Annotated in this window: 21 protein-coding genes; 3 read left to right on the top strand and 18 right to left on the bottom strand. The window is 69.1% G+C overall.

All coding sequences use genetic code 11. The features are described 5' to 3' along the window. Nucleotides 1-52: 52 nt before the first annotated feature. From ASF80_RS10670 to phnD, 5 genes are read right to left on the bottom strand one after another with little or no spacing between them, the layout of a single operon-like run. Nucleotides 53-679: a TetR/AcrR family transcriptional regulator gene (locus ASF80_RS10670; RefSeq protein WP_056310592.1), complete on the bottom strand. Its 627-nt coding sequence runs from the start codon at nt 677-679 to the stop codon at nt 53-55. After that, nucleotides 676-1,443: a tyrosine-protein phosphatase gene (locus ASF80_RS10675; protein ID WP_056310594.1), complete on the bottom strand. Its 768-nt coding sequence runs from the start codon at nt 1,441-1,443 to the stop codon at nt 676-678. The genes ASF80_RS10670 and ASF80_RS10675 overlap by 4 nt, the downstream gene beginning before the upstream one ends. Continuing rightward, nucleotides 1,440-2,288 carry a phosphonate ABC transporter, permease protein PhnE gene (phnE, locus tag ASF80_RS10680; protein ID WP_056310596.1) on the bottom strand — a complete coding sequence of 283 codons (849 nt, stop codon included), beginning with the start codon at nt 2,286-2,288 and terminating at the stop codon, nt 1,440-1,442. The genes ASF80_RS10675 and phnE overlap by 4 nt, the downstream gene beginning before the upstream one ends. Next, nucleotides 2,272-3,240 (bottom strand): phosphonate ABC transporter ATP-binding protein, encoded by a 969-nt coding sequence (gene phnC / locus ASF80_RS10685; protein ID WP_235559942.1) that lies wholly within the window; start codon nt 3,238-3,240, stop codon nt 2,272-2,274. Before phnC ends, phnE begins: the two co-directional genes overlap by 17 nt. Then, the gene (phnD, locus tag ASF80_RS10690; RefSeq protein ID WP_056310598.1) at nt 3,237-4,139 is read right to left on the bottom strand and encodes a phosphate/phosphite/phosphonate ABC transporter substrate-binding protein; all 903 of its coding nucleotides are present in this window, start codon (nt 4,137-4,139) and stop codon (nt 3,237-3,239) included. The genes phnC and phnD overlap by 4 nt, the downstream gene beginning before the upstream one ends. A 296-nt stretch (nt 4,140-4,435) precedes the next feature. Between phnD and ASF80_RS10695 the strand changes: the two genes are divergently transcribed. Continuing rightward, nucleotides 4,436-4,786: a TraR/DksA family transcriptional regulator gene (locus tag ASF80_RS10695; RefSeq protein WP_056310600.1), complete on the top strand. Its 351-nt coding sequence runs from the start codon at nt 4,436-4,438 to the stop codon at nt 4,784-4,786. An 18-nt stretch (nt 4,787-4,804) separates the two neighbouring features. Here the strand turns inward: ASF80_RS10695 and ASF80_RS10700 are convergent, their stop codons facing one another. From ASF80_RS10700 to ASF80_RS10730, 7 genes are all read right to left on the bottom strand, one after another. After that, nucleotides 4,805-5,896, bottom strand: coding sequence for a tartrate dehydrogenase (locus ASF80_RS10700; RefSeq protein WP_056310601.1), 1,092 nt, complete (start codon nt 5,894-5,896; stop codon nt 4,805-4,807). Nucleotides 5,897-5,940: 44 nt separating this feature from the next. Next, nucleotides 5,941-6,957 (bottom strand): ABC transporter ATP-binding protein, encoded by a 1,017-nt coding sequence (locus ASF80_RS18905; protein ID WP_056310603.1) that lies wholly within the window; start codon nt 6,955-6,957, stop codon nt 5,941-5,943. Beyond that, the gene (locus tag ASF80_RS18910; protein WP_056310605.1) at nt 6,954-7,961 is read right to left on the bottom strand and encodes an ABC transporter ATP-binding protein; all 1,008 of its coding nucleotides are present in this window, start codon (nt 7,959-7,961) and stop codon (nt 6,954-6,956) included. The genes ASF80_RS18905 and ASF80_RS18910 overlap by 4 nt, the downstream gene beginning before the upstream one ends. Beyond that, nucleotides 7,958-8,860 carry an ABC transporter permease gene (locus tag ASF80_RS10715; protein ID WP_056310607.1) on the bottom strand — a complete coding sequence of 301 codons (903 nt, stop codon included), beginning with the start codon at nt 8,858-8,860 and terminating at the stop codon, nt 7,958-7,960. Before ASF80_RS10715 ends, ASF80_RS18910 begins: the two co-directional genes overlap by 4 nt. Next, nucleotides 8,857-9,822 carry an ABC transporter permease gene (locus ASF80_RS10720; RefSeq protein WP_056310609.1) on the bottom strand — a complete coding sequence of 322 codons (966 nt, stop codon included), beginning with the start codon at nt 9,820-9,822 and terminating at the stop codon, nt 8,857-8,859. Before ASF80_RS10720 ends, ASF80_RS10715 begins: the two co-directional genes overlap by 4 nt. A 40-nt stretch (nt 9,823-9,862) precedes the next feature. Next, nucleotides 9,863-11,560: an ABC transporter family substrate-binding protein gene (locus ASF80_RS10725; protein WP_056310611.1), complete on the bottom strand. Its 1,698-nt coding sequence runs from the start codon at nt 11,558-11,560 to the stop codon at nt 9,863-9,865. Nucleotides 11,561-11,690: 130 nt separating this feature from the next. After that, nucleotides 11,691-13,523: a prolyl oligopeptidase family serine peptidase gene (locus ASF80_RS10730; protein ID WP_056310613.1), complete on the bottom strand. Its 1,833-nt coding sequence runs from the start codon at nt 13,521-13,523 to the stop codon at nt 11,691-11,693. A 167-nt stretch (nt 13,524-13,690) separates the two neighbouring features. Between ASF80_RS10730 and ASF80_RS10735 the strand changes: the two genes are divergently transcribed. After that, on the top strand, nt 13,691-14,407 hold the full coding sequence (locus tag ASF80_RS10735; protein WP_056310615.1) for a TetR/AcrR family transcriptional regulator: 717 nt from the start codon (nt 13,691-13,693) through the stop codon (nt 14,405-14,407). 247 nt (nt 14,408-14,654) lie between these two features. Here ASF80_RS10735 and ASF80_RS10740 read toward each other — a convergent pair whose 3' ends face one another. From ASF80_RS10740 to ASF80_RS10765, 6 genes are all read right to left on the bottom strand, one after another. Continuing rightward, nucleotides 14,655-15,755, bottom strand: a complete 1,101-nt coding sequence (locus ASF80_RS10740) for a M20 family metallopeptidase (protein ID WP_200934768.1) — start codon at nt 15,753-15,755, stop codon at nt 14,655-14,657. Further along, nucleotides 15,752-16,636, bottom strand: coding sequence for an alpha/beta fold hydrolase (locus ASF80_RS10745; RefSeq protein WP_200934769.1), 885 nt, complete (start codon nt 16,634-16,636; stop codon nt 15,752-15,754). Before ASF80_RS10745 ends, ASF80_RS10740 begins: the two co-directional genes overlap by 4 nt. A gap of 134 nt (nt 16,637-16,770) precedes the next feature. Further along, on the bottom strand, nt 16,771-18,312 hold the full coding sequence (locus ASF80_RS10750) for a serine hydrolase domain-containing protein (RefSeq protein ID WP_056310619.1): 1,542 nt from the start codon (nt 18,310-18,312) through the stop codon (nt 16,771-16,773). 10 nt (nt 18,313-18,322) lie between these two features. Continuing rightward, the gene (locus tag ASF80_RS19355; protein ID WP_056310621.1) at nt 18,323-18,904 is read right to left on the bottom strand and encodes an ArsR/SmtB family transcription factor; all 582 of its coding nucleotides are present in this window, start codon (nt 18,902-18,904) and stop codon (nt 18,323-18,325) included. Nucleotides 18,905-19,042: 138 nt separating this feature from the next. Continuing rightward, on the bottom strand, nt 19,043-19,636 hold the full coding sequence (locus ASF80_RS10760) for a TetR/AcrR family transcriptional regulator (protein ID WP_056310623.1): 594 nt from the start codon (nt 19,634-19,636) through the stop codon (nt 19,043-19,045). A gap of 92 nt (nt 19,637-19,728) precedes the next feature. Next, the gene (locus ASF80_RS10765) at nt 19,729-21,063 is read right to left on the bottom strand and encodes an MFS transporter (protein ID WP_056310625.1); all 1,335 of its coding nucleotides are present in this window, start codon (nt 21,061-21,063) and stop codon (nt 19,729-19,731) included. Between the two features lie 232 nt (nt 21,064-21,295). Between ASF80_RS10765 and ASF80_RS10770 the strand changes: the two genes are divergently transcribed. Further along, on the top strand, nt 21,296-23,518 hold the full coding sequence (locus tag ASF80_RS10770) for a glycoside hydrolase family 3 C-terminal domain-containing protein (protein WP_056310627.1): 2,223 nt from the start codon (nt 21,296-21,298) through the stop codon (nt 23,516-23,518). Nucleotides 23,519-23,535 lie beyond the last annotated feature (17 nt).

A 23,535-nucleotide genomic window follows, 5' to 3' on the forward strand; every position in this document is an offset into this window, starting at 1 on the left:
TCCGAGCATGCAGATGTGCACCGAATGCGGTCGGATCAGCGGGATGGGTGGCTCAGGCGACCATCCCGCGCCAGATCACCTCGACCGCGGCGCGCAGCCGTGCCGCCACCGCGGGGTTGTCCATCCGATCGCCGCGCACGACGATCTGGTAGTACGCGGTGCCGGCGATCGCATCGAAGCACGCCTCGACATCGAGATCGGCCCGCAGCTCTCCGCGCGCGATCCCGGCGCGCAGCGCGTTCACCAGCGGCACCCGCCGTCGCGACACATGCGATTGCCAGTACGCCTTCTGCAGGGCACGGTCCGACATGACGAGACGGATGCGCTGCCGGAAGCGCTCTTCCGAGTACCCCGACACCGCCAGTGCGACGCTGCTGCCGCCGAGGCCGAAGCCGTCGACCAGCGCCTCGCGCAGATCGACGCCGTCCGGATACTCGGGCGGGATCGTGCGCCCGACGTCGAGGGCCGCCGCGATCAGCGTCGTGAGCGACGGCCACCGCCGATACAGCGCGGCGCGGCTCACACCGCTCCGAGCGACGACGCGGCTCACGGTCACCTCGTCGCCCGCGTCGATGATCTCGAGCGTCGCGGCGACGATCTGGCCGTCCATGTCCTCATCACGCGGGCGACCGGGGCGACGGCGAACCGCTGCCCCGGCATCCCGCTCCACAGTCGTCACGCGCTGAGCGCCCGCTCACGGAGCCGCGCAACGGTCGCATCCGACAGTCCGGCCGCGCGAAGAGGCGCGAGGGCATCGCCGTGCTGTTCGCGGAGGGTGTCGAGCAGCGTGCGCATCGACACTTCCATGGATCCCTCGAGAAGCGAAGAGGTCGAGGCGACGGCATCCGCATCGAATCCGAGGGCCTTCCACATCGCCCCCATCACGGGTGCGGTGCGCTGCATGATCGCGACCATATTGCCGCCGGTGAGGGCGTAGTCGGCGACGATGTCGTCATCCGCCGCTCCGAGCGCGAGCAGCAGCATCGCCGCCACCACACCGGTGCGATCCCGTCCGGCGGCGCAGTGGAACGCCGCGGTTCCCGGGGTGTGGGCGATCACGTTCAGCGCCGTGACCAGCTGGGGAGCTGCCACTTCGACCATCCGCAGGTACATCTGGCCCATGGCGTCGTGGCTGAGCTCGGTGGCCCCTTCGCCCATCGAGCGTCCGACATCCGCGATCAGCGGCAGGTGGTGGTACGCGACGGGGTAGTCGGCGAGGGGTCCGCGGCCGGTCACCGACACCTCCAGCGGCGAGCGCAGATCGATGATCGCGGTGAGCCCTGCGGCGACGAGCTGCGACGCGATCTCGGTCGTGACGTACGCGAGGTCGTCGGTGCGGATCGCGAGACCTTCGCGCAGCACTCCCCCGTCGATCGGGATTCCGCCGAGGTCGCGCAGGTTGACGGGGGCGCTGAGCACCAGGTCGATGTCGGCGATGGTCATGTGATTCTCCTTCGGATGAGGGCACTGCCCTGGTCGATCGCCGTGACGAGCACGATGATGCAGATGATGATGGCGCTGAGGTGGCCGTAGTCGTACATGCGCATGGCGGTGGTCAGCTCGAGGCCGATGCCGCCGGCTCCGACGAGACCGAGGATGGTCGCGCCGCGCACGTTGCCCTCGAACAGCAGCAGCGTGTAAGACGTGAGCAGCGGTGCGGCCTGCGGCAGGATGCCGTACTGGATGACCTGCCTCTTCGACGCGCCGACCGCCTCCATCGCGACGACGGGCCCGCGGTCGACCTGCTCCATGGCCTCGGCGAAGATCTTGCCGATCGACCCGATGGATCCGAGGGTCATGGCCAGGATTCCGGCGAACGGACCGAGTCCGACGGCCGAGACGAACATGAGCGCGAAGACGAGGTCTGGCACCGAGCGGATGATGTTCATCACCCATCTCGTCGGGTAGTAGACCCACTTGGGCGCGATGTTCGACGAGGCCCCGAAGGCGGCGAGCAGCGACAGCACGGCCCCGAGCACGGTTCCGACGACCGCCATCTGGAACGTCTCGAGCAGCAGCGCGAGGATCGTGCCGATCTTCGAGAAGTCCGGCGGGAACAGGCGCGACAGGAACTCGCCCATGTTGACCGCGCCGTCGCCCAGCTTGATGAAGTTGAACTCGGCGCCGTTGAACGACCAGATCAGCAGCAGCGCGGCGATCGGCAGTCCGATCAGGAATCGCGCACGCGGCACCCGGAACGCACGCTCGAGCCGAGAGCGCTCGGCCGCGTCGAGCGCGGGACGAGTCGTCGGGCGTTCCGTCGGGCGGGGATCAGTGGTGAGCGTCATCGTCGTGCTCCTCGTCGTCGTAGAGCGGCGCGAGGGCCGCGGCATCCAGCTGCGATGTGGCGCCGGCGACCAGCATCCGTCCGTGCCGCAGGCCGATGATGCGGTCGCTGTGCGCGAGCGCCAGCGGCAGCACATGCAGGCTGACGAGCACGGGGATGCCGTCTTCGGTGGCGATCTCGCGCAGCAGTTCGAGCACCGAGTCCGCGAGCTTCGGATCGAGCGACGCGACCGGCTCATCCGCCAGGATCACCTTCGGCTGCTGCATGAGTGCGCGGGCGATCGCGACGCGCTGCTGCTGTCCACCCGAGAGCGAGCGGGCGGGGGCGTTCGCCTTGTGGGCGATGCCGACCCGGTCGAGCAGTTCGAGCGCGCGGCGACGGTGCGCGCTCGAGAAGCCGCCGACCATGTTGATGGGTCCGGCGCCGTGCAGTGCACCCGTGAGCACGTTGGTCAGCACGCTGAGCCGGGGGATCAGGTTGAACTGCTGGAACACCTGTCCGACATCCGAGCGCAGGGTGCGCAGCTCGCCGCGGCCGAGGTTGGTGACATCGTGCCCTGCGACCCGCACAGAGCCCGCCGAGATCGGAGCGAAGCCGGTGAGACTGCGCATCAGCGTCGACTTGCCCGAGCCTGAGGCACCGAGCAGAGCGACCATCTCGCCAGGGAACAGGTCGAGATCGACGCCGTCGAGCACGGTGGTCGTGTCGTACGCGACGCTGAGGTCGCGCACGGTCACGAGCGGCAGGGTCTGACGGAGTTCCGCGGTGGGGGTGCGGGTGGTGGATGCCGCGGCATCCGCTCCCATCCCCATCGCGTTCTCCTGCGCGATCGCCGTCGGAAAGCTCAGACCAGCGGATGCCTGCTCGGCACGTCGAGACGCGGCACGCCGTGCGGGGGCCGTTCCGTCTGGGTTCTCCCGTGAGCCGAGGGCGGAGAGTGCGGGACTCGTCACTTGAGGTCCTCGAGCTCGACCCCGGCGACCGCGGCGATCTCGGCGAAGGAGGCGAACGACGAGCCGTCGGGGTCGACGGTCTGCTCGGCGGCGGCGAAGGCCCCGTAAGCTCCGAGACGCTCGGCGTTCTCGGGCGAGAAGACCTCGGCGATGCCCTCCTGGATGACCTTGCGAGTGTCGGCGTCGAGCGACTGGCGTCCGAGCACCGCACCCTGGATGTCCATGGCCGGGCTCTCTCCTACCGCCCGCCACTCGCCATCGGCGAACGGGAACATCGGGGCGCCGAGCTCGGTCAGCATGACGGCGGTGCAGGCGGCATCCACCTGTCCCTGCTGGAGTGCCGCGAAACTGCCCTCGTGCCCACCGGCGAAGATCGCCTCGTAGTCGGTGCCCTGCTCGAGGCCCGCCTCGTGAAGCATGTACACCGGCATGAAGTAGCCCGAGCTCGAAGCCTGGTCGGCGAACGCGACGGTCTTGCCCTCGAGGTCCTCGACGGTCTCGATCGGCGAGTCGTTCAGCACGACGCAGGTGGAGACGGGCTTGCCGTCGCCCTGGAACGCGACCAGCGCGTCGACCTCGCCGGTGTTGACGGCGAGAGCAGAGGGGAAGCCGCTCATGATGCCGATGTCGACGTGGTCGGCGCGGATCGCCTCGACGACGCTGAGGTAGTCGGGCACATCGGTGATCTCGACGTCGCGCCCGGTGGCGGCCTCGAGGAGCTCGGCGAAGACCTCGATCGGGTTCTCGGCGGTGGGGTCTTCGCCGACGGGGATCGTCGCGATGGTGATCGGAGCGTTCGGGTCGGCGGGGGCCGCTTCGGCGGACGGGCTCTGGCAGCCGGTCAGGGCGAGGGCGGCGACGCCGAGGAGGCCGACGGCGGGCAGGGTGAGGCGGCGCATGATGACCTTTCGGGAGGAGATGTTCCCGAATTCCGAGAACAGGAGTATTCCAACTCGCGAAGGTGACAGGCAATTACGAGACCGCCGTACTCGAAACGGAACGCTGGATGAACGACTGGTGACGGCGTTCGGGGTTGCGCGCACACTTGGATGCTCGGATCACGAATGCAGGCCGAGAAACCGGATTCCCGACTTGCACGTGTGTTCTGGACCTGCAGATGTGATCCCGAGCGCTTCTCCCTCGGGCGACCACCGAGCCTAGACCGGATGTCGGAGCCCCGGCCTAGAGTGTGCGGATGACGTCGGATGCCCGCTCTCGCCTCGCGCTGTTGCGTGCCGAAGCGGCGGCTCGGGTCGCATCGACGGCGGCGACCCTCGCCGAGCTGATGCACGACCGCGAGGGATCGAACGACGACGACGAGCACGACCCCGAGGGCGTCACGCTCTCGTCGGAGTGGTCACGACTGACGGGGCTCGCCGACGCAGCGGCATCCGAACTCCAGCAGGTCGACGACGCGATCGCACGCCTGGATGCCGGCACCTACGGCGTCTGCGCGAACTGCGGCCGACCGATTCCCGAGGCGCGACTCGCGGTGCGCCCGTTCGCCACCCACTGCGTCGCCTGTGCCGAGAAGCTCGGCCTCTGACCCCGGGCTGGGCCGCCGCTACCCGGCGACGACCTCGGCGATCGCCGTCCCCAGCTCGACCGTCGTGGCGGTGCCTCCGAGGTCGGGGGTGAAGGGCGCAGCATCCGCCCCTCGACTGAGCACGTCTTCGATCGCGCCGAGCACGGCGGCGCCGGCATCCGGGTACCCGAGGTGCTCGAGCATCATCGCGCCGCACCAGATCTGACCGATCGGGTTCGCGATGCCCCGGCCGGCGATGTCGGGCGCCGAGCCGTGCACGGGCTCGAACAGGCTGGGGAACAGGCCCTCGGGGTTGATGTTGGCGCTCGGTGCGATGCCGATCGTCCCGGTGCATGCCGGCCCGAGGTCGCTGAGGATGTCGCCGAACAGGTTGCTCGCCACGACCACGTCGAACCAGTCGGGGTGCAGCACGAAGTTGGCCGTGAGGATGTCGATGTGGAATTGATCGCGCCGCACATCGGGGTAGTCGGCTGCGACGGCGGCGACCCGTTCGTCCCAGTAGGGCATCGAGATCGAGATGCCGTTGCTCTTGGTCGCAGACGTGAGGTGCCCGCCATCCTCCCCGCCCCGCTTCTGCGCCAGGTCGAAGGCGTACCGCAGCACCCGGTCGACACCGGTGCGGGTCATCACGGTCTCCTGCAGCACGAACTCCCGGTCGGTGCCCTCGAACATGCGCCCGCCGATCGACGAGTACTCACCCTCGGTGTTCTCGCGCACCACGTAGAAGTCGATGTCACCGGGCTCCCGGCCGGCGAGCGGCGAGACGACCCCGGGCATGAGGCGGCACGGCCGCAGATTCACGTACTGGTCGAACGCGCGCCGGAACTGGATCAGGCTGCCCCAGAGACTCACGTGATCGGGCACGACATCGGGCCAGCCGACCGCGCCGAAGTAGATCGCGTCGAATCCGCTGAGCGTCTCGAACCAGTCATCCGGCAGCATCTGCCCGTGCTTCTGCCAGTACGCGGCGCTCGCGAAGTCGAACTCCTCGAACTCGAGAGAGATGTCGAAGCGGGATGCCGCGGCCCGAAGCACCCGCAGCCCCTCGGGCATCACCTCGGTGCCGATGCCGTCGCCGGCGATCACGGCGATGCGGTGCGTGGTGGTCATGGGGTTCCTTCCGGGTACGGACAGAGGGGACGGAGGAACGAACCTCAGAGCACGTCCCGCTCGGCGGGGTGGTGGCAGGCGACGCCGTGGGTGTCGCCATGGTCGACGAGCAGGGGCACGACCTCGGCGCACACCTCGGTGGCCTTCCAGCAGCGGGTGCGGAAGCGGCATCCGGACGGCGGCGAGACCGGACTCGGCACGTCGCCGGTGAGCACGATGCGCTCGCGCGCCCGCTCGGCTCGCGGGTCGGGCACGGGGATCGCCGACAGCAGCGCCTGGGTGTACGGATGCAGCGGCCGCTCGTACAGCTCATCGACCGGCCCCTCTTCGACGAGCTTGCCGAGGTACATGACGCCGACCCGATCGCTCAGGTGCCGCACCACCGACAGGTCGTGCGCGATGAAGAGGTAGGTGAGACCGAGGTCGCGCTGCAGGTCGTCGAGCAGGTTGAGCACCCCGGCCTGCACGCTCACATCGAGTGCGCTGACCGGCTCGTCGAGAACGATGACCTCGGGCTCGACGGCGAGCGCCCGCGCGATGCCGAGCCGCTGGCGCTGACCACCCGAGAACTCGTGCGGAAAGCGGTCGGCGTGGGCGGGGTTCAGACCGACCTGAGCGAGCAGCTCTTCGACGCGCCGCTCGTGGTGGCCGCGGTGCAGTCCGTGGATCACGAGCGGTTCGGTGAGCGTCGCCCGCACGGACTTGCGCGGGTTGAGCGACGCATAGGGGTCTTGGAAGACGAACTGCACGCGACGACGCAGCGCCCGCAGGCGCCCGCCCTCGAGGGTCGTGATGTCGTCATCGCCGAGCCGGATCGTGCCGCCGTCACTGGACTGCAGACGCGCGACGCTGCGTCCGAGCGACGACTTGCCGCACCCGGATTCGCCCACGAGACCGAACGTCTGGCCGGCGCCGATCGAGAGGCTCACATCCGACACGGCCTGCACGATGTCGCGCGTGCGACCGAACAGCCCACCGCCGACCTTGTACTCCTTGACCAGACCTTCGACGGTGAGTCCGGTGCCCCCTCGCACGACCTCACTCACGACGCGATCACTCATGACACGACCTCCTTCTGCCACTCGTCGACCCGCACGCACGCGGCCGTATGACCGGCGCTGACCTCGACCGGCGGCGGCACCACGGCATCGCAGAGACCCGCGACCGCATGGGCGCAGCGCGGTGCGAAGCGGCATCCGTCGGGCCACGCCGTCGCCACCGGTGGCTGCCCCGCGATCTGATAGAGCCGCTCGTCGCGAGACGACCGGCGGTCGATGCGCGGCAGCGATGCGAGCAGCCCCGCCGTGTACGGATGCGCGGTCTCGTAGAACAGCGGATCGACGTCGGCGGTCTCGACCAGCCCGCCCGCGTACATCACGAGCACCCGGTCGGCAGTGCCGGCGACGACGCCGAGGTCGTGGGTGATGAGCAGCACTGTCGTGCCGGTGCGCTGCTGCACCTCGCGCAGCACCTCGAGCACCTGCGCCTGCACCGTGACGTCGAGAGCGGTGGTCGGCTCGTCGGCGATCAGCAGGTCAGGCTCGTTCGCGATGCTCATCGCGATCATCACGCGCTGGCGCATGCCTCCGGAGAACTCGTGCGGAAAACGGTCGACCCGCAGTTCGGGCGAGGGGATGCCGACGACGTCGAGCAGCTCGATGGCTCGCGCCTTGCGCTCTGCCGCCGTCGACTCGGGCCGGTGCACACGCACCGCCTCGATCAGCTGCTCACCCACGCGCATGACCGGATTCAACGCGGTCAGAGCGTCCTGGAACACGATCGCGATGTCCTTGCCGCGGATCTCGCGCAGCTCGGCATCCGAGAGTCCGACGAGTTCTCGACCCCGCAGCTTGATCGATCCGGTGACGACCGCCTTCTTCGGCAGCAGTCCCATGATCGCCATCGCGGTCATCGACTTGCCCGAGCCGGATTCGCCGACGATGCCGACGGTCTCACCGGTGCGCAGCACGAACGACACGCCTTCGACGGCCCGCGCGAGCCCGGCATCCGTCGGGAAGCTGATCGCGACGTCTTCGACCTCGAGGAGGATCTCTGCAGTGCTCATAGGTTCTTCCCCTGCGGGTCGAGGGCGTCGCGCAGTCCGTCGCCGATGAAGTTGACGCACAGCACGGTCACGAGGATGAAGAGGCCGGGGAAGTACAGCAGGTACACCTGGGGCGTGCCCACGTACCCCGCGGCCTGACTGAGCATCGAACCCCAGCTGGTCTGCGGCGGCTGCACGCCGAATCCGAGGAAGCTGAGGGTCGACTCGGCGATGATCGACGAGGCGACGGCGAGGCTCATCGCCACGACGATGACGCCGGCGAGGTTCGGCAGCAGGTGCGAGACGACGATGCGGAATCCGGATGCTCCGATGCCGCGCGCCGCGTCGATGAAGTCCTTCTCTCTGAGCGACAGCACCTGGGCCCGCACGACGCGGGCGATGTAGGTCCACCCGAGCGCGGTGAGCGCCAGCACGATCGTGGTCGGCGACGGCCCGAGCCCCTGCAGGATCACCGCGAGTAGCGCGATGGCCGGGACGATGAGGAACAGGTCGGTGATGCGCATGATGAGCTCACCCACCCAGCCGCCGACGTACCCGGCGACGGCCCCGAGAGCCGTGCCGACGACCGTCGCCAGGAGCGCCACGGCGAGGCCGATCGCGAGCGAGATCTGCCCGGCGAAGAGGATCTCGCTCAGATAGTCGCGGCCCAACTCGTCGGTGCCGAGCCAGTGCTCTCCCGACGGGGGCGTCGGGCCGAGCAGCAGATCCTGCTGCCCCTGCGGGTAGGGCGCGATCCACCCGGCTCCGAAGCACGCGATCAGCAGGATGCTCAGCACGATGAGACTCGTCACCGCGAGCCGGTGGTGAAGGAACCCCTTGATCAGCTGACGGGTGGGCGCCTTCTGCGGATCCTGCTCGGCGAGGACCTCCTCGCGCCCGGCGATGCCTGCACCGCTCATGACAGCCTCACTCTCGGGTCGAGCACCGCGTACGCGATGTCGGCGATCAGGTTGCAGATGACCACCGCGACGGCGACCACGATCATCCAGGGCAGCAGCACGTAGACGTCACCGGCGACGAGCGACTGCAGGAACAGCCGCCCCATGCCGGGGATCGCGAAGATCTGCTCGGTCACGACGAGGCCTCCGATGAGGATCGCGGCATCGAGCGCGACGACCGTGACGAACGGCGCCATCGAGTTGCGCACCGCGTGCCGCCAGATCACCTGACGACGCGGCACCCCCTTGGCCCTGGCCGTTCGCACGTAGTCGCTCGACAGCGCATCGAGCATCGCCGCCCGCCCGAACCGGCTCCACGAGGCGACCAGCGCGATCATGAGGGCGGCGACCGGCAGGATCAGGTGCCGGATGTAGTCGAGCACCCCGGTCTGCCCCGGCGAGTGCAGCCCGATGAAGAAGAGCGGCGGCTCACTGAGACCGAATGCCTCTTTGGGCCACACCGCGAACGTCTGGATCAGGATGAGCCCGAACCAGAACGCCGGCATCGCGATGCCGATGTACGACGCCCCGGTGAGCAGGTTGTCGCCGAGCGAGTACTGGCGGACGGCCGAGTAGACGCTGATGCCGCCGGCGATGAGCACCGCGATGATCAGCCCCCAGAAGGCGAGCTGCAGGGTGGGCCAGAGCGCGTCGCCGATCAGCGGCAGCACCGGGGTTCCGGTGCGGGTGCTGAGACCCCAGTCGCCGACGACCAGCGACCGCAGCCACAGGAAGTACTGCTCGGGAATCGACCGGTCAAGGCCCAGTCGTTCGATCTCACGGGCGATCACGGCCGGGTCGTGCGCCTGGCGGAGCTTGGCGAGCGGATCGAACGTCGACCGCACCGCCCAGAACAGGATGAACGAGGCGACGATGATCACCGGGATCGAGTACAGCACCCGTCGTGTGATGAAGGTGATCATGTCGCCCCGTTCCTGTCCTGCGCTGTCTGCCCGGCCCGGCTCAGCCGGCCAGGCCCCACTCGGCCAGGTTCCAGAACGGACCCTCGACCGGGTTGATCTGCAGCGGGCCGCCGACCGTGTCGCTCCACAGGAGCACGTTCGGCACGGCGTCCAGGGGCAGCGACGGCACGTTCTCGGCGATCAGCGTGTCGGCCTCGTGCGAGGCGGCGATGCGAGCATCCGGGTCGACCTCGCTGTCGACCTGCGCGAGCAGATCGTTGAGGCCGGGGATGTCGGTGCGGTAGAAGTTGATGCCGGAGAAGCCGTTCGCCTCGCTCGGGATGTTGACCGACGAGAACGTCGAGCTGAGCGTGGGGTCCGGGAACGTGTCGACGAGCGCCCAGATTCCGGCCTGGAAGTCACCCTGCGGCGCGATCGTGCCGAACAGATCGGCAGGGGTCACCTGGTCGATGGTCATCTCGAACCCGGCATCGGCGAGCTGCGACTGCAGCACCTGCACCGTGAGGTCGCGGCGCTTGTTGCCTGCGAGGGTCTTGATCGAGAACGTCGCCGTCTCTCCGCCCTTGGCCCAGACGCCGTCGGAGTTCTTCGACCAGCCGTCGCCCTCCATCAGCTCGTCGACCTTGTCGAGGTCGAGCGAGTACTGCGAGAAGTCGTCGGCCGCGAACGGAGCGACCATCGGCGAGTTGAAGCTCTGCTGCGCCTCGTCGATGCCGAGGCTGCCGAACAGGCGCGAGACGATCGCATCGCGGTCGATCGAGTAGGCGAACGCCTGACGCACGGCGACCGAGTCGAACGGGGCGGCGGAGTTGTTCAGCCAGATCGCCTCGAGGTTGCCGCTGCGGGCATCGACCTGCGACTGGATGCCGGGAAGCCCCGCCTCGATCTGGTTCAGCGCGTCGAGCTGCGGCGACGGGTAGAGCGCGCTCACCTGGCCGCTCTTGAGAGCCTGGAACGCCGCGGTGGTGTCGGGGAGGAAGAGGAAGGTCACCTTGTCGAGGTGCGGCTTCTCGCCCCAGTAGTTCTCGTTCGGGACGAGGGTGACCGAGGTGCCGCGGGTCCATTCGTCGATCTTCCACGGGCCGCCGCTGAAGTCGTAGCCGTCTGCCATCAGCGCGTTGCGGTCCTGGCCCTCGAGCAGGTGCGCCGGCATGATGCCGTAGACGCTGAACAGGGTGCGCCATCCGGCGTAGGGCGAGCTCAGCGTGACGACTGCGGTCGCCGGGTCGGTGGCGTCGATCGAGGCGATGCGGTCGTAGCCGGTCTTGTCGAAGATGTCGTCGCCGTCGCGGATCTGCAGCGCCGTGTACTCGAAGTCGGCCGAGGTGATCGGCTCACCGTCGGACCACACCGCATCCGGGTTGATCGAGTAGGTGATGGTCTGGGTGCCGTCGTCTGCGACCTCGACCTCGGGCTCGGCGGTGACCAGGTCAGAGGGCACCGGCACCCACTCGTCGTCGACCTGCCTCGTCTGGAAGACACCGGGCAGCGTCGGGATCTGCATGATGTACGTGCCCCAGATCGAGCCGCCGCAGGTGGCGATCCAGTCGGCGCAGTCGGGCTCCTGCTCGGCGCCGATCACGATCTCGCCGCCGTCGACGACGGCGACCTCGCTCGGCTCGGGCGTCGCGGATGTCGGCGAGCAGGCTGCCAGCGAGCCGACGAGGGCTGCGGCGGTGAGGGCGGCGATGATGCCGCGACGGGAAGCGGGTACAACAGTGCGAAGGGATTTCGACATGGTCGGATCTCCTGTGATCGGGCTACTGAGGGACAGTTCGGGAGTGCTGTCGTGCTGTGGTGGTCTGACTCTAGAACTGACCCGGAAAGATAGCAAGCCTTTTAGTCAATGTTCGTGACTAAGGGCGAGATCAGTGATCCCAGCGATCCCCCGAGAGCGTCCGCAGAGCGAGCTCGTGCATGCGCCGCTGGTCGATCGCGGCAGCCTCGAGACCCGTGGGCTCATGGCCGCCCTCGAAGATGTCGAGCACGACGTCGCCGCCCTGAGCGCCCAGCTCGTCGACGTAGCGCTGCACCCCGATGATGGGCGTCCTGGTGTCGATGGACCCCTGGTTGATCCAGACCGATGCCGTCACGTCGTCGAGGTACGAGATCGCCGAGAAGCGCTCGACCATCTCGGGCGGCACCCATGAACTCCACACCGAGCGCACCGCCGGATTCATGGCCGCGATCGCGGCCGTCCAGTCGGCGACGGCGACGTGTGCGAGCCCGCCCGCGAAGAGCTCGGGGAGCCGGCCCACGCTCAACAGCGTCATATGACCGCCGTACGAGGCGCCGGTGATGAAGGTCGACGCGGGGTCGGCGAGGTCCTGCTCGCGCAACCACGCGATCGCCGCCGCGACGTCTTCGATCTCGCGATCGCCCCCTGCTCCCCAGAACCCCTCACGGAACGCGCGGCCGAAGGTCACCGAACCGCGGTAGTTGAGCGAGGCGTAGGCGAAGCCGGCATCCAGCCACGCCTGCGCCGACGGGTTGTACGAGTCGATCGTGACGAGCATCGGGCCGCCGTGGATCTCGAGCACCGTGCCCCGGGGCTCGACCCCCTCGGGGCGCGCCCACCAGAGCTGCACGCGCGTGCCGTCGGCGCTCTCGACCATGGCTGACGCGAGCGGACGCCCGGCGGGCACGGGTGCGGGTTCGATCAGCGTCGCGCTGGTTGCGTCTGCGGCGATCTCGTCGATGTGCAGCGGAACATCCCACGTCGAGCGCACGGCCCGGATCGCACCGTCGGGCGCGTAGTACGACGCCCACTGGAACGGATGCAGGTCGGCGACGTCAGGGTCGGCGAAACTGCCACCCTCGGCCACGACCCGCGTCGAGCCGTCACTCTCCTGGATCTCGAGCAGGTGGTGGATGCCGTCGTCGATGTGCACCGCGAGGATCCTGCCCGACGGCGAGTGCCAGTCGACCGGGATCACTTCTCCGGCGAGCTCGGGCAGATCGAAGTCCTGGCGCTCGTCCGTGCGAACGTTCCAGATCGCGGGGCGCGCGAAGCCCGTGCGCTCGGTGTTCAGCAGCAGACGGTCATCGCCCGCCTCGGACGCGAATCGCACACTGCGCACCGGCCCTGCCGGGAGGTCGTCGAGCGTCGCGATCGTCTCGCCGGTCACTCCATCGACGACCGTGAGCAGCGGGCGACGGATGCCGGGGTTGTGCGCCGTCGTGTCGACCGAGATCAGCAAGCCGTCGGGCGAGATCTGGCCGTACCAGGCCTCGATCGGGTTCGAGTAGACGACTCGGGTCTCGCCCCAGGGCGCCGCCGGGATGACGAGAACGTGAAAGCCGTCTTCGTCGACGACGGTCGCGACGATCGCGGATCCGTCGTACGACGACTCGAGCCCGCGCACCACGTAGGGTGCGCGACCGGGCGTGAGAGCGATGCGCTCCGATCCGTCGACGGCGAAGGCCACGAGACCGCCGACCTCCGACCCTCCGTCGTCGTCGAGGTCGATCACCCATTGCCCGTCGGAGGCGAGGATCGCACCGACGCTCACCGGGAACGGCAGCAGTTCGCTCGGCTCCGCGGGTGCCCGCCAGACGCGGCCGCGGGCGCCGTCGGGGTGATTCTCGACCAGCAGCGCGAGGTCTGCCTCGCCCGGCACCGGCCGCACCGTCAGGAGGTAGGGCACGGCGAACCTCGCGGCGAGCACCTCATCGGACGGAACTGCGGGGACCTCGAGCATCCTGACTCCTTCTGACCACGTTGCCAATGGCGTTGACTATAACAGTGGCTATCGTGCGCCGCCAGAGCTTGTCCCATTGTCGATGCCCCTGACAGACTGGCTGACAGCGGTGAGGTACCGTGATGTCTGCGCGGCCGCACGGCTGTGACCTGCGAACGGAGTTCTCGATGGCGACGACACGGAAGACCGCGGATTCGGCGAAGGCGAAGGCCCCTGCGAAGGCATCCGCTCGTCCCCGGCGAGCGCGCGATTCGCTGAGCCGCGAGATCATCGTCGCCGCCGCCGACCGCGTGGTCGCGCGCGAGGGCCTCGACCGTCTGACGTTCCAGTCGATCGGCGAAGAGCTCGGCGCGCACCCGACCTCGATCTACCGGCACTTCCGCGACAAGGACGAACTGCTCCTCGCTCTCATCGACACGCTGCGCGCCCGGTCGTACAGCGGCGGGATGGTCGCGACCGACGACTGGCTCGCCGACCTCCGCACCCAGGCGCACCTGATCCACGACCACTACATGCGCTACCCCGAGTTCGCGCTGCAGATGGCGCTGCGGCGCCCGACCGACTTCGCGTCGATGGAGTTCTCGATCGGCGCGCTGCGCCGCGGTGGCTACGACCAGATGCAGGCCGCTCTCTACGCACGGGCGCTCGGCCAGCTCATCCGCTCGGCATCCAGCATCCAGGCCGCCCTCACCGCGCTGCCCCCCGATGTGCAGGATGCCGATGAGCTGACCTGGCAGATGGACTATCGCCGGCTCGACCCCGCCGAGTACCCCGAGATCACCTGGGCGGGCGACGCCCTCCCCGGCATCCGCGACCCTCGAGCATGGGAGACCGCGCTCGACCTGCTGCTCGAGAGCATCGAGCGGCACGCGCCGGGGGCCTGACGCGGCACTGTTCTCGCGGCGGTCTCGCGGGGTCGCCGCGGGCCGTGGGCCACTTCGGCGGACTCGCCCTCATGCGGGGCGTTTTCGGCGGACTCGCCCCTCGTGCGCGGGGCCACTTTGACACCGCCCTCACATGCGGGGCCACTTTGACACCGCCGCGAGGCGTATCGGGTGCGGAAGTGGCCCCGGCTGGAGGCTCGGGTGCGGAACTGGCCCCGGCTGGAGGCTCGGGAACGGATGCCGCGTGTCAGCCCTCGCGCCCACCGACGAGGTCGTCGAGCATGCCGGCCAGCAGGTCGACGCGCTCGTGCATCGAGGCGATCGACACCCATTCGTGGTCGGCGTGCGCGCCGGCTCCTCGTGGGCCGAGGCCGTCGAGGGTTCGGGCGCCGACCGCGGCGGTGAAGTTGCCGTCGGATGCCCCTCCGGCCGAGACCGCCTCGACCTCGGGGTGACCGAGAGCATCCGCGACCCGGCGAGCGCAGGCGAGCAGTTCAGCCGACACGCTCTCTTCCATCGGAGGGCGGTTGATGCCGCCGAACACCTCGACGCTGACGTCTTCGGTGTGGGCGCCGAGCGACTGCATCCGCTCGTCGACGCGTTCGAGTTCGTCGAGGGTCCAGGCGCGCACGTCGACGCGCAGCTCGGCGTGCTCGGGAATCACGTTCGTCACAGTTCCGGCCTGCGCCACGGTCGGACTCACGGTGGTTCCGCGCTCGTCGTCGGCGAGCTGCGGCAGCGCCAGCACCTGGTGCGCGAGCTCGGCCAGGGCACTGCGGCCCTTCCAAGGTTCGAGTCCGGCGTGCGCTGCGCGCCCCGTGATCGCCAGGCGATAGATGCTGCCACCGCGGCGAGCGATCTTGAGCGCGCCGTCGAGGCTGGGTTCGAGCACCAGCACGGTGCCTGCCCGCGCGGCCTCGCGTTCGATCAGCGCCCGCGAGGTGGTCGAGCCGACCTCTTCGTCACTCGTGAGCAGCACCGCGATCTCGCCCGGACGCGCGACCTTCTCGAGCGCGGCGGCCATGATCACGATGCCCGCCTTCATGTCGAAGACACCGGGCCCCGTGGCACGATCACCGTCGAGGTGGAAGGGGCGTTCGGCGATCGTCCCTGCCGGGAACACGGTGTCGAGGTGCCCGATCAGCAGCACCGAGGGCGCGTCACCACCCGGCCAGAGCAGATGAGGGATGCCGTCGACGGTCTCGATCACGCCCTTCTCGCCGAGCACGGGCTCGAGCCAGGAACGCACGAGATCCTGGGCTGCGGCGAGTCCCGCCGCATCCCCCGTCGGCGTCTCGATCGTGACGAGTTCGGCGAGACGTTCGGTCTCGCGGTCGCGGGTGCTCACGACGACACCTCCACGCTCGAGAGGAATGCTCGCAGGGCCGCGGCCGTCGGCTCGGGCGTCTCCTCGGCGAGGTAGTGGTCGGCGTCGATCGGTTCTCCGCTGACCTGCTCGGCATACTGCGACCATGTCTCAAGCACGTCGAAGTTGCGGCCGACGTAGCTGTGCGCGCCCCAGAGCGCCAGCACCGGGCATCCGATCCGTCGCCCCTCCGCCCGGTCAGCACGGTCGTGGTCGAGGTCGATCGTCGCGGCCGCGCGATAGTCGGCCCCGGATGCGAAGACGGTGTCGAGGTCGAAGCAGCGCAGGTACTCGTCGAACGCCTCGGGCAGCGCATCGCCGTCATGCCGGCGGCCGGTGAAGCGACTGCGCAGCCAGGTCTCGCGATCGGCGCCGATCAGCGCCTCGGGCAGGCCGCCCGAGCGAGCGAGGAAGAACCAGTGGAAGTACGCGGTCGCCATCTCACGGTCGACGTTCTCGAACATGTGCAGCGTGGGAACGATGTCGAGCACGGCGAGGGCGGTGACGGCATCCGGATGGTCGAGCGCCAGCCGATGCCCGACACGCGCTCCCCTGTCGTGCCCGATCACGGCGAACCGTTCGTGGCCGAGCTCGCGCATGAGCAGGAACTGGTCGCGGGCCATGTCTCGCTTGGCATAGGAGGCACCGCGCGGTTTGGCCGAGTCGCCGTAGCCGCGCAGGTCTGCCGCGACCACGGTGTGGTCCTCCGCGAGCGCGGTCGCGACCGCATTCCACATCGCCTTCGTCTCGGGGTAGCCGTGCAGCAGCAGCACCGCCGGGCCTGAGCCGCGGACCTCGGCCGCGATCTCGATGCCGTCGCAGTCCACCGTGATCGATGTCGCCGTGCGGGAATGGGTCATCATCGTCCAACTCTCGGAACTCAACGCGCAAGTCAATTGCATTGACTATATCAATGACAAGGGATTTGGGAAGAGGGCGTCGGGGATGTCGGAGAGGTTCCGCGCCCGGCGAGCACCGGGCGCGCGACCCCTTCGCGTCACCACAGGAAGGTGACCCCGACCGCCAACACGGCGCCGATCACGGCGACCGGCCACCAGAACCAGGCGCGGCGACGAGGCAGGAACGGCAGCCGCGCCCGCGAGGCGCGAACGACGAGCACGCCGATCGCGGCGAGCGCCGGGGCGAGAGCGATGCCCCACAGCCATCCGCCGACCGCGAACCAGGGTCCGCTGTGCCAGAGCAGCAGCAGTCCGAAGGTCGCCCAGATCAGATCGCTGACCGACGGGAGCAGCGCCTTCACCCGGAACGAGCGGATCAGCGCGATCAGGCCGAACAGCAGCGCGAGCCCGAAGACGCCCCACGCGACCGTCTGACTCGGTGCGTCGACCTCGGGGATCGGGGCGCCGGACGCGTACGACATCGCGATGTAGTCGGCGGGAGCCACGGTGTTCGACAGCGCGATGAAGGCCGTTCCGGCATCCCGGTCGAGTGTGAGCATCGTGCGGAATCCCGCGGTACCGCCGTTGTGCCATGTCTGCATGCCTTCACCCGAGAAGGATGCCGAGGTGATCCATCCCCAGCCGATCTCGGCGCCTTCGCCCATCGGTGCGGTGGGCTCGAGCGCCGCTGCGCCCGGGGCCGTTCCGTCGAGGTTGGCCTGCGCCCAGAGAGCGAGGTCGGCCGTGGTCGTGAAGGTCGACGACCCTGCCGGCAGATATCCCTCTCCCCACCACCGCGGCGCCGGAACGCCGTTGATCAGGAAGCCGGGCACGGCATCGGCCGGAGCCTCGTCGGCGGATGCCGCGACGACCGTGTCGTCCATGCCGAGCGGACCCGTGATGCGCTCCTCGAGCAGGGTCGCGTAGTCACCGGCATCCGCCGCCTCGACGAGCGCGGTGCCCAGCAGCGAGACGGCGAAGTTCGAGTAGAGCGAGCCCTGGTCGGGGTCGACCGGCGCCACCGCGGCGTCGGCGATCAGCTGCTCGGTCGTGGTGGTCGCGTAGGCGTTCTCATTGAGCAGCACGCCGCCGACCGCGGCCTCGGCGGCCGTGGCTCCGAGACCGGGCAGACCCGACGAGTGCTGCGACAGCGATGCGAGCGTCACGTCGCCTGCTGCAGTGCCCTCGAGTTCGGGCAGGTGCTGGGCGAGAGTGTCGTCCGCGGCGACCTCACCGCGGTCGATCGCCTCGGCGAACAGCGCTCCGGTGAAGGTCTTCGTGATGGATCCGAGTTCGAACACCGTGTCGGAGGTCGGCGCTCCCGGGTTGCCGGGGTCGGCGTCGCCGAGACCGGCGAAGACCGCGCCATCCGGGCCGATCTCGGCGACCGAGAGAGAGCGGAAGCTGTCGAAGCTGCCGGGAAGCGAGCGGATGCGGTCGGCGAGACCCGGATCCCCCGCCGTGGATGCGCCCACGGTCTGGTGCTGCGGGCCGATCGCGGCACCGACCGCGATGCCCACGACCGCAGCAGCGCCGATCACGGCGAGGATCGCACGGGTGGGGCGGCGGTGCGATGTCTCCGGTCCGCTCGCGCGAACCTCGGGGTCGATGGATGTCGGGGACGTTGAGGGGGTCGTCACGGTGGGCTCCTCAGCTCGAAGCGATCATGGTCAGGACGAGAAGGGGCACGACGCGCGCGGCGGGCACCTCGTAGTACCCGCGGCGGGGAGAGACGAGCCAGCCCGCGCTGACGAGCTGACGAAGGTGGTGGTAGAGCTGCCCGGACGATGCGAGGTGCTCGAGCTGCAACAGCTCGGCAGTCGTGTGCGCGCCGCGCATGACCTGACGGACGAGCTCGATGCGGGCGGGGTGACCGAGCGCCTCGAGGGGGCGCGCGAGATCGCTCCAGTCCTCCGACAGCAGGCCGTCGGCCATGAGGCCGTATTGCCAGCGGACGGGGCCTGCGGCGGTATCGACCGCACCGGCCATCATTACGGCACCCGGCGCGCGACGACCGAGCTCGTTCACGAACCAGAGCGGGTCGTCGGAGCCGGCGGACGCGGCACCCGGAGCATCCGAGGCCGGTTGCTCGCGGGCTGACCCTGCAGCTCCTTCACCGGCCGCGTCTGCGGCATGGCCAGCTGTCGGCTCGGCCAGAGCGGAGAGCCGCGCGACCTCCTGCTCGAGGTCGGCCAATCGACGCTCGATCGCACTCGCGGTATCCGGTTCCATGAGTCGAAACTATCAAAAGTTCGTAATTACGGAAAATTGGCTCTAGGGGTCCCGCGCACGCACGACGCGACGGTCGTCGAACGACCCCGCGCGCAGCAAGCTACGAGGGCGTGCGCAGGCGCACCGGACGAAGAACGGTCAGGCGAGGACGGTCGGCCAGGAGGCCGCGCGGATGCCGTGCCAGAGCCGAGACAGCCGGGCCGCCATGTCGATCGAGGGGTCGAGCAGCCACTGCACCTGCAGCCCGTCCGCCGCGGCGATGACCAGATCGGCGACGTACGCGACATCGACATCCGGCCCCATCAGCTCGGCCGCCTGCTCCTGCTCGACGGCCTCGACCATGAGGGTGCGCACCCAGGCGAAGCGCTGCTCGAAGAACGCTCGCGCGGGGTGCCCCTCGAGGGTCGCCTCAGCCGAGTACTCGACGTACAGACGGACGAGTCCGGGCACGCTGGCGTTGTGCGCGATGACATCCAGGAAGCCCTGGAACCCGTGCTGGGGCGAGTAGAACCGCTCGTGGTCGCGCTCGTCGCGCGCCCGGAGGACTTCGAGGAAGAGCTCTTCGCGGGTGCTGAAGTAGTGCATCAGCCCCGGCTGCGTGAGTCCGACACGTGCGGCGATCTCACGGTTCGAGGCCTTGCGGGTTCCCAGTTCGGCGACGACATCGAGCGCGACGGCGAGGATCTCGGCACGCTTCGCCGCGCCCTTCGCGTACTGCCCCCGTCGCGCCATCACGCCATTCTAAGAGAATCCGATGAGAGGCCGAGCGGGACGGTGGAGACCGGATGCGCCCCCGAGGCGTCCGATCTCCACCCCCCTACCCGCTACTTCACGCTCTTGATCGGGAAGATCACCGCGGCGCCTATCAGCGCCGCGACCGCGCAGACCGTGAACCAGACCGTGTAGTCGGCACCGCTGGCGCCGCCGGTCGCCGCCAGAACGAACCCTCCGATCAGCGGAGCGACCGTCTGCGGCAGCGCGTTGGCGATGTTGAAGACGCCCAGGTCCTTGCCGGAGTCATCCGGGTTCGGCAGCACGTCGACGACAAGCGCGAGGTCCACGCCGACGTAGATGCCGTAGGCCGCGCCGAGCAGGAGTTCGAGGATGTAGTACGACGGGACGTCCTGGATGAAGATCAGTGCGAACGTGCCTGCGGCGAAGAGAACGGTCGACGTCCACACGAAGATCTTGCGCCGGCCGATCCTGTCCGAGATCTTGCCGGCGATCCACGCCGTGACGACGAGCGCTGCGGTGTAGACGAGCGTGGTGTTCGCGATCAGCAGTCCGATCTCCTCCTCCGGCACGCCGAGGTGGAAGCCCATGTAGGCGAAGCGGAAGGTGGTGAACCCGAAGCTCGCGAACGTGATGAGGAACCGCGACCACCACGCGAGCGCGAAGTCCGGGTGCGCGACCGGGCTGACCCAGATCGTCTGGATCACCTCGCGGAAGCTGATCCGCGGCGGCTTGACCGGGAGCACCCTGTCGGGCAGCACGATCGCGAAGACGACCATGGCGATGATCGCCAGGATCGCGGGGATCACGAACACGATGAAGAGGCTGAACGAGAACCAGCCGGCGACGTAGACACCACCGACGATGCCGAGGTTCTGTGCGATGCCGAGACCCGCGGTGATCGACCCGCGTTGGAACTTGGGCACCTGATCGGCGATCGTCGCGACGAACGGCGCGAGAGTCATGTTGGCGCCCAGCTGGGCGATAGCCCATCCGATCGTGGCGACGAGCAGGCTCGGGCCGAGCGCCATGAAGACGAAGCCGATCGCCATGATGACGGTGCCCAGCACGATCCAGATGCGGCGGCGTCCCCATCGGCTCGTCGTGCGATCGGAGACCCGGCCGAAGACGACGTTCGCGACGGTCGCGAAGAACGCCCCCACTCCGCCGAGGATCGCGGATGCGGTGTTGAAGCCCGCGGCACCCTCAGCGATCGCCCCCGCGTTCTGCAGATCGGTGATCTTGAGCCCGATGCCGACGACCGCCGGCCCCAGCAGGGCGACGAAGAAGATGAACTGGGCGATGATGAGCCAGGCGACATAGCCCTTCTTGGCCGGCTCGGTCGGTTCGGCGAACCAGTGATGCTCCCGTGCGACCGCCGTCGCCGTCGTCATTCCCGACGGCGTACCCGCTGCGGAACCGCTCATGCCTGCCTCCTTCGGCCGGTGGGAGTCGGAAGGCATCGCAACGCCGCGATATGCCGAGGTTTCGCTCCCGTGGCTGAAAACCTAGACTGTTCAGGTTTTCAGCGCAAGAGCTTCTGTGCCAGATGTCGGCGGCGTCTTGTGGAACAAAACCTTAGCGATTAAAGTTTTGGGATCGAGCGGATGCCGCGCTTCCGACGCAGCCCGATCCGACTCAACGGCGAGAGGGAACCACATGTCCGAGCCCACCGGCGCACGCGCGCACGACCTCAGCCTCGAAGAGAAGGCGGCGCTCACCAGCGGGGCCGACTTCTGGACGACCAAGAGCATCGACCGCGTCGCCATCCCCTCGCTCATGCTCACCGACGGACCCCACGGCCTGCGCAAGCAGGGCGGCGACACCGACCACCTGGGCCTCGCCGGAAGCATCCCGGCGACCTGCTTCCCGCCCGCGGTCGGACTCTCGGCGAGCTTCGATCCCGACCTCGCCGAGCGCGTCGGCGTGGCGCTCGGCGTCGAGTCGGCGATCGAAGACGTCGCCGTGATCCTCGGCCCCGGCATCAACATCAAGCGCTCGCCCCTGTGCGGACGCAACTTCGAGTACATGTCGGAAGACCCGATCGTCTCGGGTGCGATGGGCGCCGGGCTCGTGCGCGGCATCCAGTCGCAGGGCGTCGGGTCATCGCTCAAGCACTTCGCCGCCAACAACCAGGAGACCGACCGGCTGCGGGTCTCGAGCGACGTCGACCCGCGCACGCTGCGCGAGATCTACCTGCGCGGATTCCAGCGGGTCGTCGAAGACGCTCAGCCCTGGACCATCATGTGCTCGTACAACCGGATCAACGGCGTCTACGCGTCCGAGGACCCGTGGCTGCTCACGACCGTCCTGCGCGACGAATGGGGCTTCGAGGGCATCGTCGTCTCGGACTGGGGCGCGGTCAACAGCCGCGTCGCCGGCGTGATCGCAGGCATGGACCTCGAGATGCCGGGCAGCAGCGGGCGGACGGATGCCGAGGTCGTCGCCGCCGTACAGGACGGCAGCCTCGACGAGGCAGCTCTCGACACCGTGGTCGACCGCCTCATCGACCTGACGCGCAAGGCGCAGGCGCGGCCGGCAGCCTCCGGTCCGCTCGACGTCGACGCCCACCACGCGCTGGCTCGCGAGGTCGCCGGACGCTCGATCGTCCTGCTGCGCAACTCGGGCGGCATCCTCCCTCTCCGCCCGTCGGCGAACCTCGCCGTGATCGGCGAGTTCGCGCGCACGCCGCGGTTCCAGGGCGCCGGCTCGTCGCAGATCAACCCGACCCGCGTCGACACGGCGCTCGACGAGATCCGCGCACTCAGCGACGGCGAGGTCGCGTTCGCCGCCGGATACACGATCGGCGCCGATGCGGATGCCGACTCCACAGCCCTCCGCGATGAGGCCGTCGCCGTCGCATCCGCCGCCGACGTCGCCGTCGTGTTCCTGGGCGTTCCCGCCCACGAGGAGTCCGAGGGCTTCGACCGCGAGCACATCGACCTGTCGGCGGCGCAGCTCGAGCTGCTGGATGCGGTGCTGAGCGCCAACCCGAACGTCGTCGTCGTGCTCTCCAACGGCGGGGTCGTGGCCCTGCCGTTCGCCGACCGGGTGCCCGCGATCGTCGAGGCCTGGCTGCTCGGCCAGGCGGGCGGCGGCGGCACCGCCGACGTGCTGTTCGGCGTCGTGAACCCGTCGGGCCGGCTCGCCGAGACCATCCCGCTGCGCCTCGAGGACACACCCGCGTTCGGCAGCTTCCCCGGGGAGCACGGCCACTCGATCTACGGCGAGGGCCTGCTGGTCGGATACCGCTGGTACGACGCACGCCACCTGCCCGTCGCGTTCCCGTTCGGCCATGGCCTCTCGTACACGACGTTCTCGTACGGCGAGGCGACGGCATCGGTCGACGGTTCCGGCGATGTCGTCGTCACGGTGCCGGTCACGAACACCGGGGCGGTCGCAGGTCGCGAGGTCGTGCAGGCGTACACGAGCCTTCCCGGGTCGTCGGTGCAGCGCGCGCCGCGTGAGCTCAAGGCGTTCGCGTCGGTGCTGATCGAGCCGGGTGAGACCGTCCGGGTCGAGCTGCGACTCCGCCGCTCTGAACTGGCGTACTGGGACACCCGCGTCGACCGCTGGATCGTCGAGAGCGGCGAGTACGTCGTCGATCTCGGGTCGTCGAGCCGCGATCTGCACACGCGCACGACCGTCGCGGTCAGCGGCGACGAGGTCGTGCTGCCGGTCAGTCTCGGCTCGTCCTTCGACGAGCTGCTGGTCGATCCGGTGGTGGGGGCGGAGTTCGCAGCGGTCATCGACGAGAAGTTCGGCTCCGAGGGCGGCGAGATGCTCAAGATGCTCGGCAACTTCCCGGTCGGCCGTCTCGACGGATTCCCACTGCCGCGCGCCGAGCTCGTCGCCCTCGTGGAGCGCGCCCAGCGCGGCTGAGGCAGATCGGGCGAACT

The organism is Microbacterium sp. Leaf159, from assembly GCF_001423615.1.
Classification (GTDB): domain Bacteria; phylum Actinomycetota; class Actinomycetes; order Actinomycetales; family Microbacteriaceae; genus Microbacterium.